Annotated in this window: 15 protein-coding genes; 7 read left to right on the top strand and 8 right to left on the bottom strand. The window is 46.7% G+C overall.

Features of this window, described 5'->3' with window-relative positions; translation table 11 throughout:
* Positions 1-2: 2 nt before the first annotated feature.
* The 7 genes from albE to sboA are packed head-to-tail and all read right to left on the bottom strand — an operon-like array spanning position 3 to position 4,957.
* Positions 3-1,163 (bottom strand): antilisterial bacteriocin subtilosin biosynthesis protein AlbE, encoded by a 1,161-nt coding sequence (albE, locus tag MY9_RS18945; RefSeq protein WP_014665767.1) that lies wholly within the window; start codon positions 1,161-1,163, stop codon positions 3-5.
* Complete coding sequence (locus MY9_RS18940; protein WP_014665766.1) at positions 1,153-2,463, bottom strand: bacteriocin biosynthesis protein AlbD; 1,311 nt, start codon at positions 2,461-2,463, stop codon at positions 1,153-1,155. The genes albE and MY9_RS18940 overlap by 11 nt, the downstream gene beginning before the upstream one ends.
* On the bottom strand, positions 2,456-3,175 hold the full coding sequence (locus MY9_RS18935) for an ATP-binding cassette domain-containing protein (protein WP_014665765.1): 720 nt from the start codon (positions 3,173-3,175) through the stop codon (positions 2,456-2,458). Before MY9_RS18935 ends, MY9_RS18940 begins: the two co-directional genes overlap by 8 nt.
* Entirely contained in the window at positions 3,172-3,333 is a 162-nt protein-coding gene (albB, locus tag MY9_RS18930; protein WP_003222006.1) for an antilisterial bacteriocin subtilosin biosynthesis protein AlbB, read from the bottom strand. Before albB ends, MY9_RS18935 begins: the two co-directional genes overlap by 4 nt.
* A gap of 12 nt (positions 3,334-3,345) precedes the next feature.
* Complete coding sequence (gene albA, locus MY9_RS18925; protein ID WP_014665764.1) at positions 3,346-4,692, bottom strand: subtilosin maturase AlbA; 1,347 nt, start codon at positions 4,690-4,692, stop codon at positions 3,346-3,348.
* Between the two features lie 24 nt (positions 4,693-4,716).
* Entirely contained in the window at positions 4,717-4,869 is a 153-nt protein-coding gene (locus MY9_RS21355) for a bacteriocin biosynthesis protein (RefSeq protein ID WP_081483650.1), read from the bottom strand.
* Positions 4,826-4,957 (bottom strand): subtilosin A, encoded by a 132-nt coding sequence (sboA, locus tag MY9_RS18920; RefSeq protein ID WP_003222002.1) that lies wholly within the window; start codon positions 4,955-4,957, stop codon positions 4,826-4,828. Before sboA ends, MY9_RS21355 begins: the two co-directional genes overlap by 44 nt.
* A 311-nt stretch (positions 4,958-5,268) precedes the next feature.
* On the opposite strand from sboA, the gene MY9_RS18915 reads away from it, so the two are divergent.
* From MY9_RS18915 to fnr, 4 genes are all read left to right on the top strand, one after another.
* Positions 5,269-5,697, top strand: a complete 429-nt coding sequence (locus MY9_RS18915) for a DUF1934 domain-containing protein (RefSeq protein WP_014665763.1) — start codon at positions 5,269-5,271, stop codon at positions 5,695-5,697.
* The gene (gene argS, locus MY9_RS18910) at positions 5,694-7,364 is read left to right on the top strand and encodes an arginine--tRNA ligase (protein ID WP_014665762.1); all 1,671 of its coding nucleotides are present in this window, start codon (positions 5,694-5,696) and stop codon (positions 7,362-7,364) included. The genes MY9_RS18915 and argS overlap by 4 nt, the downstream gene beginning before the upstream one ends.
* Before the next feature lie 134 nt (positions 7,365-7,498).
* Complete coding sequence (gene narK, locus MY9_RS18905; RefSeq protein ID WP_014665761.1) at positions 7,499-8,686, top strand: nitrate transporter NarK; 1,188 nt, start codon at positions 7,499-7,501, stop codon at positions 8,684-8,686.
* Between the two features lie 98 nt (positions 8,687-8,784).
* Positions 8,785-9,501 carry a fumarate/nitrate reduction transcriptional regulator Fnr gene (gene fnr, locus MY9_RS18900; protein WP_014665760.1) on the top strand — a complete coding sequence of 239 codons (717 nt, stop codon included), beginning with the start codon at positions 8,785-8,787 and terminating at the stop codon, positions 9,499-9,501.
* 31 nt (positions 9,502-9,532) lie between these two features.
* Here fnr and MY9_RS18895 read toward each other — a convergent pair whose 3' ends face one another.
* Positions 9,533-10,252, bottom strand: a complete 720-nt coding sequence (locus MY9_RS18895) for a YwiC-like family protein (protein ID WP_014665759.1) — start codon at positions 10,250-10,252, stop codon at positions 9,533-9,535.
* Positions 10,253-10,395: 143 nt separating this feature from the next.
* Here MY9_RS18895 and arfM point away from each other — a divergent pair, with 143 nt between their 5' ends.
* The 3 genes from arfM (at position 10,396) to narH (ending at position 16,227) form a co-directional block, all read left to right on the top strand.
* Positions 10,396-10,872: a Crp/Fnr family transcriptional regulator ArfM gene (gene arfM, locus MY9_RS18890; RefSeq protein ID WP_014665758.1), complete on the top strand. Its 477-nt coding sequence runs from the start codon at positions 10,396-10,398 to the stop codon at positions 10,870-10,872.
* A gap of 215 nt (positions 10,873-11,087) precedes the next feature.
* Positions 11,088-14,774 carry a nitrate reductase subunit alpha gene (locus tag MY9_RS18885; RefSeq protein WP_014665756.1) on the top strand — a complete coding sequence of 1,229 codons (3,687 nt, stop codon included), beginning with the start codon at positions 11,088-11,090 and terminating at the stop codon, positions 14,772-14,774.
* Positions 14,764-16,227, top strand: coding sequence for a nitrate reductase subunit beta (gene narH / locus MY9_RS18880; protein ID WP_014665755.1), 1,464 nt, complete (start codon positions 14,764-14,766; stop codon positions 16,225-16,227). Before MY9_RS18885 ends, narH begins: the two co-directional genes overlap by 11 nt.
* Positions 16,228-16,242 lie beyond the last annotated feature (15 nt).

The following is a 16,242-nucleotide window of genomic DNA, read 5'->3' as shown; positions in this document are numbered from 1 at the left end:
CTTCATCCCCTTACTACATGAGCTCCGATATAATTGATAGTCGCTATGAATTGCAATACATCACGGCACGTTACCGCTGAGATGCCATCCAGCAAGGCTTCTTTCGTGCAGGAGAAGCGGCGAAGAATCCCCATATAGGCCAACAGACCTTCGGGAGAATCGAATTGCAGCAGCATTTCATTCCGTAAAAATTGCTTTGCCTGTTCCAGTTCCCGCTCATTCGTTTGAAAAGCTGAGACAGCTTCCAAAACGCGCGGAGGTATATCCTTTTCATGAAGCTGATCCGTACATATAGAAACAAGCAGCAAATTGTTCATGACATCGTAACGGGTGATGACGTGATAGACTGCCAGATCCTTCTCTCGGAAATGCTTGAATAAAGCGGAATGGCCGTACTTTCCCAGTAGTCCGTCTATCAGCTGGATTTTGATATAATCGCTGGCATCTTTCATTTCTCCGCAATCAAATCCGAGTGTCAAGACGGAAGGGCCTGCAGCGCTGCGTGTCTCTGTTTCAAAAACATGCCGGTTTACGGGTATTCTTCCGGACGTTACAGCGGACGTTTGCGGGGCATGTCCCTGAGCATCACATGCTTGAACTTGTCCCAATATGTTCAGCTGTTTTTGCTGGGACATTAAATCAACGATAAAGTCCGTTGCGTCAAGAAACCGTTTAGGATGAATCGCCTTTATCCTGTCTTTCCGGCCAAACATGCCTGTGCCGTACATCGGGTTTCCGAAGACCTCCTCAGCCAAGCGCGCCGCCGAGTAGGAGAAGGGATCAGTGAATTTCTTTTCGATTTTCAGCAGCAGCTCATTCCTGGCCTTTTCAACTGCTTCGAATGAAAGAGAAGAAGGGAAAGACATGTCTGCAAAAGTTTTCATTAGGGCGTCAACATGAAGATTCCCGTTATACAATGGGTGAATCAAACGGGTCCCGCAGGTTTTCAGCTGCTGATCAAAAAAGAGATTCGCCGAGTACATGAAACGGCTGCCGGCAGCATAACCGAAAGCGTCAATGATTTGCTCCTTCAGGTATGCGGCGGCGCCGTAAAAATAAATTGTTTCTTCCTCAGGTTCCGCCGCGCTTTCGATCGGTTTCAGAAAGCTCGCGGCGATTGAAATAGTTGAAAATTGATGAGTCTTCAGCAGGTTAACTTCCAAGCCGTTCTCTTTTGCTTGTATCAAAGAAACCACCATCCTGTTTTTGCAGGTAATAGACTATGATCAGACCGGCTAACGGAACGACCGTCAGGGAGACAGCGGTGCCGGCTAATGTGGCTAAGAATAGGGGGAGACAAAACAGATAAGACCGATATTTTGAGAAACCGCTCCATAGCTGCTGCTCCGTCTGCCAGCTGAAGAAGGGCCTTTTTTCATCCGCGGTTAACCTGATAAACGCTCCCGCCAACAGCAATTCCATACACTGCGCAAAAGTAAGAGCTGAAATCGGACGGCCGCTGATGAAACCCACAATGATCGCGACAAGGAGAAATCCGCCTGCCAATAGACCGGCATAAAAGCGATATTTCGCCCAAAACATTGTTTTCCGCTTGATCGGAAGCGTGATAAGCAGCATCCGGTCGTTTTTTTCGATCGAATACAAAAGGGCGATCGGTGAGCTGATGAGCAAAAGCGCGGAAATCACGATATAAATCACCTGCTGATTGAAGATGCCGGTGTTCATCATCTGGAACGAAAAGAATCCGCTGAACGCCGCCATCACCGCGTAATTTAACAGCATCACTTTAGAAGAGATAAATCGGTTCCATTCTCTTTTGTAAAACGAAAATTCATATCGCCGCATAAATGAATGCATCTTGCTCTGCTGCGGAGGCGCCTGCAGAAAGACAGGAAAGTCAATGACCACCGCCCACAGGATATGAACCGCGCAAAGCGGAATCGTGGCGGCCGGCATAAAAGCGACGCTGAGGCATACACAGGCGAATATCGCCGCATGCAGCAGAAACATCCAGTTCTTCTTTTTGGCGAAATAGTTGCTTAGCACAACTCCGAAAATAATGGAGTAAACGGTAAAAAACGAAAATCTGCCGAGCCAAAACAATGTTTGCGCCCCTGACAGCGTTCCGTTTCCAAATAAGAACAGCGGTAAAATGAAAAAGAATAATGTTCTTCTCAAACAGGTGTCGACAAAGAGAACGACACTCTGGGCAACCCAAAAGCTCCGTGAAGAAATCGGCAGCAGGCAGCTCAGCTTCATATAAGATTCCTTCCATTGAGATGTCACAGAAAGAAACACCATATACGCATTCATCAAGAGAAGCGCGAGTATGATATACGTTTTCCCTAACACCGATTCGTTAATGCCAGCCTGTCGGATCAGCCCGATTTCAAAGATGGCCAGAATGACAAGGCCTGCGGCAATGCGGATGGCATCCTTTTTCCCTTGCCGGCTGTAAAGCTGTTTGAACAGCAAAGACATGATGGGGATTATGCTATTCATGGCCGATCACCTCAAAAAATTCCCGCCGCAGATCGGTCTCCTCTCCAATCGGAATGACCTTTTGGATCTGTTTGTTGTGAAGAATGGCCGCATAATCACAAAATCTTTGCACGACATCGAGCAGATGAGAAGAGAACAAAATGGTTCCGCCTGCCTCACAGTACTCGCGCATTTTCTCATAAAAGACCTCTATCGATTCCACATCCAAACCAACGAGCGGCTCATCCAAAATAAACAGGGGGGCGCGCAGCAATAAGCCTGTCATCAACACAACCTTTTGCCTGTTCCCCAAGGACAGCTCTGAAATTCTCCTGTTGATGTATTTTGAAAAATGAAAGGCCTCGGCTAAACCGGCAAACTGCTGCTCTGAAAAATCCTTTTGGTAAAGCGAATGGACGAAAGACACATAGTCCTTCGCCGTAATTTCTGTAAACAGCAGCGGATAATCGGCGGCGAAGTAACGGTGAATCTTCAGCTGATCTGATGTTTTCTGGGGCACGCCGGCCTCCGCTTCAATTCCGCACAGTGTAAAGCGCCCGCTGAAGTTGCGGTTCACGCCTGTCAGCGTATTAATCAGTGTCGTTTTTCCGGCGCCGTTTACCCCAAGCAGGCCGTAAACGGCGCCTTTTTCTAAATGTAAATCCACTTGTTCTAAGATGACGTTGTCCCGTTCATACCAAACGGATACATCGTGTATATCCAAAATGCTCATCGCGAGTCAGCCTTCCGCGCGCGCATCCCGAATAGAATGGCAATGGCAATGAAAATCAGCGTAAACAGATAATCGCTTTTGACAAAATAGACGACTGCGCCGATGACAAAGATAAATGAAAGGATATACAGTAAAATTCTTCTTTGTGCTGGTGACAAATCGTTTCCCTCCTAAATAAGCTGGACCACGTCTTCTAATTGTTCGTTTTTCGCCCAAGAGCAAATGTTTTTCCGGTGATATTTGTTAGAGTTCAGCCCTTTTAAGTAACAGCCTCCGCAATAGCCGCTGAACGGGCATTTGTCTTTCATGCAATGCTCGCTGAACCGCGGCGCCTGCGCTTGCCACAGTTTATGGACGAGAGGGGAGTTAAAGATGCTTTCATAGGAATCATGAAAAATATTTCCCAATGAAAATTCCTTTGGAAAGAGGGCGCACGGACGTACTTCGCCGAACGGGCTGATCACAATGGACTTCCAGCCAGCGCCGCAATTTGCCGCGCGTTTTCTCTCATAGGGAATAATCGGAATTAAATCTTTAAACTCATCAATTACATTTTGCTCGTATTCCATAAACTTGCGGTGCTGCTCGGCGTCTTTCGTTGGATGGACAATATCCCTGCCTCTTCCGAAATCATCAACCCAATTGTAAGAGAACGCCTTCGCTCCAAGATCCCGAACCTTTTGGGCCATATCGTGGATTTCCCACATGTTTTTTTCGAAGACGGACATGGCGACTCTGACAAATATACCGTGGTCACTCAACAATTTTATCGTTTTACAAGTTTGGGCAAAAGAGCCTTTTCTCCCTCTAAAGGAGTCATGAACCTCGGAATTGACACTATCAAGAGAAATGCCGACGATGATTTTTTGCTTGTAAGTTTTCAAAAGCTCCAGGCTCTCTTTTCGCATGAGTGTTCCGTTCGTTAAGACAGCGACTTTTTTGAACTTTTTACACACATAGTCAAGAATCTCATTGGCGTTTGGATGGACAAAAATTTCCCCGCCCGTGATTTCGCATGTCAATACACCGTTATCAAACAGCATATCAGCCGTTTTTTTGAATTGCTCAATCGACACGGTGCCGAGCGCTTCAGGCGAGCTTTCCAAATAACAGTGGGCGCATTTCAAATTACAGCGGTGCGTCAGCTCAAAGGTGGCGTGGAGCGGCATTGGAAATTCATTGCTTCCGCTCGTGGTGATTGTATGGCGTTTGGCCCGGTTGCCAAGCTGGATGACCTGCTTGTTTTGGAGCATGTTGAGCATGTCGTAATACCAGTCTTTATGGTCTTCGGGAGATTCATCATACACGGCACATTGCTCAGCTAAAATCTGTTCAGCTGTTTTTTGGCCATCCATGCGCATGCAAAGCTCGTAAGCCGTTTTGTTGAGGTCCAAGTACTCAAAGTCAGAAATGGAGACATTATCGCGCAAGTAGTCGATTTCTAACACGCCACCCTCAGGAAGCTGGTGAACTCTTACACTTTCATTAATAAATGGAAACATCTGCTCTATAAACAAAATACCATCCCCTATATCTATGATTCAAATGAAAAACGATTGTGTATGTATATTCAAGAGGTAGATTTTAGTTAAAAATTGTAATTTACTTAAAAAGGGCATAGTAGAAAGACTATGCCCTTTTTGGAGAACCTTATCCCCATAGACCGAATAGGCCTGTTGCACCGGCAATTTCAAAATCAGGGATTGGGCCGTCCACTAAACAAGCGGCTCCGATCGAGCATGTTGCACAACCTTTGTTTTCTACAATGACAGCTTTTTTCATAATTGAATCCTCCCTTTTTTTGTTTTTCTAGCAGATCTATGTTGTACTTTTATCTTAAAACTATCAAATTACTAATTCAATACATATATTTTGAAAAAAATGTGAAATGGAAATGATAGATTTCGGAAAAATGTAACATTTCCTGAAGGTAATTAGTGATATGATTTTCTCTTCTATTAAGGAAATGCTTTTTATGAGGTTTATCTTCAAATCTGATGAGCAATGATGGTAAGATAGAAGCAGTTGAAGTTTACAAACCGAATGATTATACTATTCAAGTCAAAGTGGAATGATGAAAAGGACGTGTCAGAATGAAGCAAGAGACACCGATAACACTCCATGTGAAGTCTGTGATTGTGGATGACGGAAACCAAGAGGTCATCGAATTCCGCACCACCGGATTTTACTATGTAAAACAAAATAAAGTGTATCTATCTTATTATGAAGAACACGACTTAGGCAAAGTCAAAACGATTGTGAAAGTAAGCGAAGGCGAAGTCCTGGTCATGAGGTCAGGCGCTGTCAAAATGAATCAGCGTTTCGTAACGGGAGCTTCCACAATTGCTAAATATAAAATGTCATTTGGTGAGCTTGAGCTGAAAACAAGCACAAAATCGATTCAATCTGATCTCGGTGAAGAAAATGGCCGTATCAGCATCGCATATGACATGCATGTCGGAGACGAGCAGGAGCATTTACATAATATGACGATCACGTATGAGGGAGGAACTCACGCATGAACATTGCGGAACAAATGAAGGACGTGCTGAAAGAAGAAATCAAAGCGGCCGTTCTGAAAGCGGGACTGGCTGAAGAAAGCCAGCTTCCTAATGTCGTTTTAGAAACACCGAAAGATAAAACACACGGCGATTACTCTACAAATATGGCGATGCAGCTGGCGAGAGTCGCAAAAAAAGCGCCGCGCCAAATCGCTGAAGAGATTGTCGCTCATTTTGATAAAGGAAAGGCTTCGATTGAAAAACTGGATATCGCCGGCCCGGGTTTTATCAATTTCTATATGAACAATCAATATTTAACAAAGCTGATTCCGTCTGTACTGGAAGCAGGGGAAGCATACGGGGAAACGAACATCGGAAACGGTGAACGAGTTCAGGTCGAATTCGTATCAGCGAATCCGACGGGAGACCTTCACCTCGGACATGCACGCGGTGCGGCTGTCGGTGACTCCTTATGCAACGTGCTTTCAAAAGCGGGTTATGATGTAAGCCGCGAATACTACATTAACGATGCGGGAAACCAAATCAACAATCTGGCGCTTTCTGTTGAAGTCCGTTACTTTGAAGCGCTCGGCTTGGAGAAACCGATGCCGGAGGACGGCTACCGCGGCGAGGATATTATTGCGATCGGAAAGCGTCTCGCTGAGGAATACGGCGATCGTTTTGTTAATGAAGAGGAAAGTGAACGCCTCGCGTTTTTCCGTGAATACGGACTGAAATACGAGCTGGATAAGCTGCGCAAGGACTTGGAAAACTTCCGTGTGCCGTTTGATGTGTGGTATTCCGAAACGTCTCTGTACCAAAACGGAAAAATCGATAAGGCGCTTGAAGCGATCCGCGAAAAAGGCCATGTCTATGAAGAAGACGGCGCGACTTGGTTCCGCTCTACGACGTTTGGCGATGATAAAGACCGCGTATTGATCAAGAAGGACGGCACGTACACGTACCTGCTTCCTGATATCGCGTACCATAAGGACAAGCTTGACCGCGGCTTTGATAAGCTGATCAACGTTTGGGGCGCCGATCACCACGGCTACATCCCGCGCATGAAAGCGGCAATCGAAGCGCTGGGCTATGAAAAAGGAACGCTTGAAGTAGAAATCATTCAGCTCGTTCACCTTTACAAAAACGGCGAGAAAATGAAAATGAGCAAACGGACCGGTAAAGCCGTAACGATGCGTGATTTGATTGAAGAAGTAGGCTTGGATGCCGTGCGTTACTTCTTTGCGATGCGCAGTGCGGACACACATATGGATTTTGACTTAGATCTTGCTGTATCAACATCTAACGAAAACCCTGTGTATTATGCACAATATGCGCATGCCCGTATTTGCAGCATGCTTCGCCAAGGGGAGGAGCAGGGACTTACACCTGGGGCAGACCTTGATTTCAGCCATATCCAATCAGAAAAAGAATATGATCTGCTGAAAACGATCGGCGGCTTCCCAGAGGCAGTGGCGGAAGCAGCGGAAAAACGAATTCCGCACCGTGTCACAAACTATATTTATGACCTGGCTTCCGCTCTGCACAGCTTCTACAACGCAGAGAAAGTCATCGATCCTGAAAATGAAGAGAAAAGCCGCGCGCGCCTGGCTTTAATGAAGGCAACGCAAATTACGCTGAACAACGCGCTTCAGCTGATTGGCGTATCGGCTCCGGAAAAAATGTAATGCTGATCAAAGGACAAAGTCTTCGGGCTTTGTCCTTTTTTTATGAGGAAAACGTGTGATGTATTTCACAATCCTGTTTGCCGAGTTTTTGTATGATAAGACTGATTATTGAATCATTGAAAGGGGCAAGCCAAATGATCAACCGTCAACACATTCAATTATCGTTACAGTCATTAAGCTTGGTGGCAGGGTTTATGGTTTGGGTGCTGATTTCATCACTCATTTCCCAAATCACATTAGATATTCATTTAAGCAAGGGCGAGATTTCTTTGGTGACGGCGATTCCTGTGATCCTCGGGTCGCTTCTCCGCATTCCTTTAGGGTACTTAACGAACAGGTTTGGCGCGCGGCTGATGTTTATGATCAGCTTCATCCTGCTTTTATTTCCTGTATTTTGGATCAGTATCGCGGATTCTCTGTTTGATTTAATCGCCGGCGGCTTTTTCTTAGGGATCGGGGGAGCGGTATTCTCCATTGGGGTGACCTCCCTTCCGAAATATTATCCGAAGGAAAAGCACGGTGTCGTCAATGGGATTTACGGTGCAGGAAATATCGGGACAGCCGTTACGACATTTGCGGCGCCGGTTATCGCTCAAGCCGTCGGGTGGAAAGCAACCGTGCAGATGTATCTGGTTTTGCTGGCTGTCTTTGCCTTACTGCACGTTTTATTCGGCGACAGGCATGAGAAGAAGGTCAAAGTTTCTGTAAAGACTCAAATCAAAGCCGTTTACCGAAATCATGTCCTGTGGTTTCTGAGCCTGTTTTATTTTATTACGTTTGGTGCCTTTGTCGCCTTCACCATCTATTTGCCGAATTTTCTGGTGGAGCACTTTGGACTGAGTCCGACGGATGCCGGTTTGCGGACGGCTGGCTTTATTGCGGTCTCTACGCTGCTCAGGCCTGCGGGCGGATTCCTGGCTGATAAAATAAGCCCGCTCCGCATCTTGATGTTTGTTTTTGCGGGGCTTACATTATCAGGCATTATCTTATCGTTCTCGCCGACAATCGGCCTTTATACGTTTGGGTCATTAACTGTGGCGGTCTGCTCAGGTATAGGAAACGGGACGGTTTTTAAACTGGTGCCTTTCTATTTTTCGAAGCAAGCGGGGATTGCAAATGGTATTGTGTCTGCAATGGGCGGATTAGGCGGTTTTTTTCCTCCGCTGATATTAGCGAGTGTATTTCAGATAACAGGCCAATACGCGATCGGGTTTATGGCGCTTTCAGAGGTGGCGTTAGCCAGCTTTGTCCTTGTGATCTGGATGTATTGGCAGGAAAGAATGAAAACGCACACGGAGAGAAACAGTCAGAGCATCAACTAACACTGGAGCATTCACAAGATTGTTAGTTTTTTCTCGATGGGTACAAATCAATTCACGTTACAATAAACACACAACGTGACTTTCTTCGAGGTGAGCTCATGAATTTTCTCTCTGTTCGACCATCTGATAGTGATCTTATATCCAGTGATCTGCATGAATTGCTGGAATCGATCAGCACGAAAAGAAAAATGGAAAAACACACGTATTTGTTTCGAGAAGGAATGGATGCAGAAGAGCTTTATCTGATTCAATCAGGACTCATTGAAATCGGCAAGCTGACATCTGACGGAAAAGACCTGACGCTTAGAATCTGCCAAAAAAACGATATCGTCGGTGAATTAACACTTTTCACTGAAGAACCGAGGTATATGCTTAGTGCAAAAGTGCTAGAGGATGGCGAGGTGCTCGTCATTAATAAAAATAAGCTGGAAAAAGAATTAATCCAAAACGGCGCTCTGACATTTGAGTTCATGAAATGGATGAGCACCCATCTCCGGAAAATTCAGTCCAAAATCAGGGATCTGCTTCTTCACGGCAAAAAGGGTGCGCTCTATTCCACCCTTATCCGCTTATCAAACAGCTACGGAGTGGAGCGAAGCGACGGCATTCTGATTAACATTGTCCTGACAAATCAGGATTTGGCAAAGTTTTGCGCGGCTGCAAGGGAAAGCGTCAACCGCATGCTCGGAGATCTCCGCAAACAAGGGGTTATTTCGATAGACGAATCTGGTAAAATTATTTTGCACAAGCGGGACTATTTGCGGTGTGAAATTGAGTGTGAAAATTGTCCGCTGGAGATTTGCAATATTGACTGAAAAAAACAAGGACAGCGGTGTCCTTGTTTTTTTACCTTGTCATAAAGAAGCACATGACGGCAAAAAAGAAGCAGGCATTTACGATTTCCAGAATGCCAATCGTTTTCGCGGGCCAATCCCTGCCATGAAAAAACCATGCCCGCAAGCTGCTTGGGATAAAAGCGAGAAATGCCCATCCTGCTCCGAAAAGAGCGGATAAAAAGGGGAGCAGCAGGTGATATCCCCATGACCAGTATGCAAATGCCCTGTTTTTTCTCTCGCGGATCACCGATTTCACATAAAAGGAACTCCCGATAAAAAATAAAGCGGACTGCAAGAAAATAAACCAAGCCCAGCCGTCAAGGGTTCCCATCCCTAGCCAGCAGCTTGCAAGACCGCCCGAACAAAAGAACAAAACACCTGCAACATCATTCAATAGGGCTCGTTCATTTTTTCGGCGGGCAAAATACATATGGATGAGAAACAGCGGCAGTAAAGAAACGCCCACCCAGATGAGAGGCGGCTTATGAAAGAGAGGGATCATCAAAAAGCAGCAGGCGGGAAAACCGTAATAACACATCCACTTTTGATATGGTTTGATTTGTTTCTTTTTCAAGGCAAGTGTAACGGGATAAACCGCTAAGTATAGGAAAAGCCAGCCAAGGAAGAGCGGGATATGCCAGATAACGGGGCCTCCCTTGACTATGCCTAGTAAAAATGGGATCAGCAGCATCGCCCATGCGCCGTGCTGCTTCGGAATCAGCGCTTTCATCGAAACCCTCCTTTTTTCTTTCATTATAAATGCAGTCACCCTCCTGATAAGTGACATTCATCATACAGGCTGTGAAATACATCACTGCTGTACAGGCTCAGTCGAGCTACACTAAAGCTATCCTTAGCACAGGAGGCTTTCTTATGAATCAGTGTGACTATTTATTATTTCTGAAACAACTTCCCATGTTTAATGAAGTGCCTCTATCCATTGTCGAAACCTTGCTGAAAAACGGCACGTTTATCAGCGGCTCATGTGATCAAACTCCATCCTTTCTTCATTCACAATCTGTTTATATTGTATTAAAAGGCAGTGTCCGTTTTATGGACACCAGGCTCCCTGAAGGGTCGAAAACCGTTGCGCTGTGGGAAAAAGGCGATGTGTTTCCGATTGATGAAAAAGGCGGGCTTTATTTATCGCCTTTTATCACAGTCAATGCCACTTCAGACATTCTGATTCTCAATATCCCTTATTACGTATTTAAAAAAATGATGTCTTACAATCCGCAGCTGCAAATGAACTTTTTGGCCATGCTTCAGCAAAATGTTTTTTGTTCCTATCAGTTATTTTTGCGGTATTTGCATACATCACAAGACGAAAATGCTGAGCCCGGTTCTTAAATAGAGCCGGGTTTTTTGATCTTTGAATGAAAAGGCGGCTCATGATCAGGCGTCCTGCAAACGCGGCCTTCCTCACATCCTGTGAAAATCCTTCCTTCTCCTTTGTGTGAACATTTTGTGAAAAAAGCAGAGTGTGTGACATAGTTCACAAGGGAACACGCTGTCTCTGTTTATAGTGAACTTAGCACCACCTGACTCGGAAGGAGTGAACTCTCATGAAGAAAAAGAAAATGAGTCCGTTGTTTAGGAGATTGAATTTTTTCTCTCCTATAGAACACCATTCAAATAAACATAGCCAAACCACCCGCGAAGATCGCGATTGGGAGAATGTATACAGAAACAGATGGCAGTACGACAAAGTCGTTCGCTCCACCCACGGCGTCAACTGCACGGGGTCTTGCAGCTGGAATATTTATGTCAAAAACGGAATTGTCACGTGGGAAGGACAAAACTTGAATTACCCATCAACAGGCCCGGATATGCCTGATTTCGAACCGAGAGGCTGTCCGCGGGGGGCCAGTTTTTCATGGTATATCTACAGCCCGCTCCGTGTGAAATATCCATACGTGCGCAGTGTGCTGATCAATTTGTGGCGGGAAGCATTGCAGATGCATCAAAATCCGCTGGATGCCTGGAAATCAATCGTTGAAAACCCTGAAAAAGCGAAGTCCTATAAACAGGCGAGAGGGAAAGGCGGTTTTGTTCGTGCTGAATGGCCGGAGGTGCTGAAGCTGATTTCAGCCTCTCTGCTGTATACAGTGATGAAATACGGGCCAGACCGGAATGTCGGCTTTTCTCCGATTCCGGCCATGTCCATGATCAGCCACGCCTCAGGCTCCCGGTTTATGTCGTTAATCGGCGGCCCAATGCTCAGTTTTTATGACTGGTATGCGGATCTTCCGCCAGCATCCCCGCAAATTTGGGGTGACCAGACGGACGTTCCAGAAAGCAGTGATTGGTACAATTCAGGCTATATCATCACATGGGGCTCCAACGTTCCGTTAACGAGAACCCCTGACGCGCACTTTTTGGCGGAGGCCCGCTATAAAGGCGCTAAGGTCATTTCGATCAGTCCGGATTTTGCGGAATCCTCAAAGTTCGCGGATGACTGGCTGAGTATCCGCCAAGGGACTGACGGGGCGCTTGCGATGGCCATGGGTCACGTCATTCTTCAGGAATTCTACGTGAACCAAGAAACTGAACGTTTTATTGAGTATGCGAAGCAATACACTGATTTTCCATTTCTCGTCACCTTATCAAAAGAAAATGGCGTATACACAGCGGGCCGGTTTTTGCATGCGAAGGACATCGGGCGGCAGACAAAGCATGATCAGTGGAAGCCCGCGGTCTGGAACGAACAGACAGGGGCATTTGCCATACCGCAGGGGACAATGGGTTCCCGCTGGGACGGGAAGCAGAAATGGAACCTGCATATGATTGATGAAGAAACAGGAGAAGCGATTGAACCCCGTCTTTCTGTGCTCGGAATAGAGGATGAAATCGGCACGGTGCGCATCCCGTATTTTTCAAATGACGGAAACAAAGTGCTCGAGCGGGATCTTCCTATTAAAAAAATGAACCTGAACGGTGAAGAGACGTACGTCACGACCGTGTTTGACTTGATACTGGCTAACTACGGCGTAAATCGGGGCATCGGCGAACAACAAGCTGTCTCCTATGATGATCCTGAGCCGTTTACGCCTGCCTGGCAGGAACAAATGACAGGAATCAAAAAAGAAGCTGTCGTTAAGATTGCCAGAGAGTTTGCTCAAAATGCGATCGATACAGACGGCCGGTCCATGATTATCGTAGGAGCCGGCATTAACCACTGGTTCAACTCCGACACGATCTACCGAGCAGTGTTAAATCTTGTTTTGCTTGTAGGCGCCCAAGGCGTAAATGGCGGAGGCTGGGCCCATTACGTGGGGCAGGAAAAGCTCCGACCTGCTGAAGGGTGGCAGACGATTGCAACTGCAAAGGACTGGGAGGGCGTGCCCAAGCTGCAAAACGGCACTTCATTTTTCTACTTTGCGACAGATCAGTGGCGTTATGAGGACCAGCCGATCAGTGATTTGGCATCACCGATTGCTGCGTCTTCCCGCTACAAGCACCACGCTGATTACAATGTGCTAGCGGCGCGGCTAGGGTGGCTTCCGTCTTACCCGACTTTCAATCAAAATGGCATCGATCTGTATAAAGAAGCTGAAAAAGCAGGGGCAGCAACATCTGAAGACGTAGGTGCGTACGTAGCCTCACAGCTCCAAGAGAAAAAACTGAAATTCGCGATTGAAGATCCTGACAATGAAGTGAATTTCCCAAGGAATCTCTTTGTATGGCGGGCAAATCTGATTTCAAGCTCAGGAAAAGGGCATGAATATTTTCTCAAGCATTTGCTGGGGACGACGAACGGTTTAATGAATGACGACAGCGACAGCATCCGCCCAGAAGAAATCAAATGGCGGGAGCAGGCGCCTGAAGGAAAGCTCGACTTATTAATCAATCTTGATTTTCGAATGGCGGGTACGGCGCTGTATTCCGATATCGTGCTGCCGGCGGCGACATGGTATGAAAAACACGATCTCAGCAGCACGGATATGCATCCGTTCATTCATCCATTTGCTCCGGCGATCTCGGCTCCGTGGGAATCGAAGTCAGACTGGGATATTTTCAAGGCGCTGTCAAAAGCCGTTTCCGATCTGGCAGAAGAAGTCGATTTGGAGCCGGTGAAAGAAGTGGTTGCGACGCCGCTCCTCCACGACACCATGCAGGAATTGGCCCAGCCATTCGGCAAAATCAATGACTGGAGCAAGGGCGAATGTGAAGCCATTCCGGGAAAAACGATGCCGAACATCCAAGTCGTTGAACGGGATTACAAACACATTTTTCATAAAATGACCGCACTCGGTCCTAACGCTGCTTTAAAGCCGAGCGGAACAAAAGGGATGAGCTGGTCAATAGCCGATGAATATGAATCACTCAAAAAGAGACTGGGAGAAATCACCTCAGACAGCGTGGCAAAGGGATGTCCAAATATAAGTGAAGCAAAGCAGGCGGCGGAAGCGATTTTAACTCTATCATCCACTTCGAATGGAAAGGTCGCCGTAAAAGCATGGGAATCACTTGAAAACATCACAAACCTGAAGCTGAAAGACCTGGCGGAAGAGCGCGAGGAAGAATGCTTTACGTTCGAACAAATTACAGCCCAGCCGAAAACGGTCATCACCTCTCCGGCGTTTACCGGCTCTGAAAAAGGCGGACGCAGGTACTCGCCGTTTACGACGAATGTGGAGAAATTAATCCCGTGGCGAACGCTGACAGGCAGACAATCCTATTATGTCGATCATGAACTGATGATGGAATTCGGTGAAACGATGGCGACATTTAAACCGATCCTCCAGCACCGCCCGTTTCTAAGCAAGCGGCCTGATCAAGAGGGAAAAGAGATCGTCCTCAATTATTTGACGCCGCATAACAAATGGTCCGTCCACAGCATGTATTTTGATTCCTTGCCGATGCTGACGCTGTTCCGCGGCGGGCCGACCGTATGGATGAATAAAGATGATGCACAGGACACGGATATTAAAGACAACGATTGGATTGAATGCTTCAACCGAAATGGCGTAGTCGTCGCGAGAGCCGTTTTGTCTCATCGGATTCCTAAAGGAATGGCGTTTATGCACCATGCCCAGGACCGCCACATCAACGTGCCCGGCACGAAACTGACGAATAACCGCGGAGGCACCCATAACAGCCCGACAAGGATTCACGTCAAGCCGACACAGATGATCGGGGGCTACGCCCAGCTCAGCTACGGCTTTAACTATTACGGTCCAACGGGGAATCAGCGCGACCTGAATGTCGTCATCCGCAAGCTGAAGGAGGTCGATTGGCTTGAAGATTAAAGCGCAAATCGGTATGGTCATGAACTTGGATAAATGCATCGGCTGCCACACGTGCAGTGTCACCTGCAAAAACACGTGGACAAACCGTACCGGTGCGGAATATATGTACTTCAATAATGTAGAAACAAAGCCGGGCATCGGCTACCCGAAGCAATGGGAGGACCAGGACAAATATAAAGGCGGCTGGACATTGAAAAAAGGGAAGCTCGAGCTGAAATCAGGCTCGAAAACAAACCGGCTTGCGGGCCTTTTCTACAATCCGAACCAGCCGACGATTGATGATTACTATGAACCTTGGAACTATGATTATGAAACATTAACGAACAGCCCGCAGAAAAAACACCAGCCAGTGGCACGCCCGAAATCGTCCTTGACAGGGGATTTCATGAATATCGAATGGGGACCGAACTGGGAGGATGATCTCGCAGGCGGCCACATAACGGGACTTGAAGATCCAAACGTGCAAAAGATGGAGGAATCAATTAAAACAGAATTCGATGAGGTCTTTATGATGTATCTGCCCCGTATTTGCGAGCACTGCATCAACCCGGCGTGCGTTTCATCCTGTCCGTCCGGCGCCATGTACAAACGCGAGGAGGACGGCATTGTGCTTGTGGATCAAAACGCATGCCGTTCATGGAGATATTGCGTCTCATCGTGTCCTTATAAAAAAGTCTATTTTAACTGGCAAACGAACAAAGCGGAAAAATGCACACTCTGCTTTCCGCGTTTGGAGGCGGGACTGCCGACCATCTGCTCCGAGACGTGTGTTGGCAGAATCCGCTACCTCGGCGTTATGCTGTATGACGCGGACAAAGTGGAGGAAGCGGCATCTGTTGAAAATGAAAAGGATCTCTACCATTCCCAATTGGACGTTTTTCTTGATCCGAATGATCCTGAGGTTGCCAAACTGGCAAAAGAACAAGGCATTCCGGCTGAATGGATAGAGGCCGCGCAGCAATCACCGATCTATAAAATGATCATTGACTGGAAGATCGCGCTGCCGCTTCATCCTGAGTACCGCACGCTGCCAATGGTGTGGTACATTCCGCCGCTCAGCCCGATTATGAATCTCTTTGAAGGAAAAGGCAGCCGGCAAACGGCGGAAGATATTTTTCCAGCTATCGACCAAATGAGAATCCCGATAGATTATTTGGCGCAGCTGTTAACAGCCGGTGATACGGATCATATTCGGTCAACATTAAAGAAAATGTCTGTCATGCGCCAGTATATGAGAGCGGTCCAGACGAATAAATCAATTGATCCGGAACTGATCTCCAGTGTCGGCTTAACAGAACAGCAAATTGAAGATATGTATCGGCTGCTTGCGATTGCCAAATATGATGACCGCTTTGTGATTCCGAGCAGCCATCGAGAAGAAGTATCAGATTTATACGCTGAACAAGGAAGCTGCGGCTTATCATTTTCAGGCGGCCCCGGCTCCTGTTTCTAACTTTTGATAAATGAG

The organism is Bacillus sp. JS (genome assembly GCF_000259365.1).
Taxonomy (GTDB): Bacteria; Bacillota; Bacilli; order Bacillales; family Bacillaceae; genus Bacillus; species Bacillus stercoris.
This window is presented reverse-complemented; position numbering and strand designations above follow the sequence as displayed.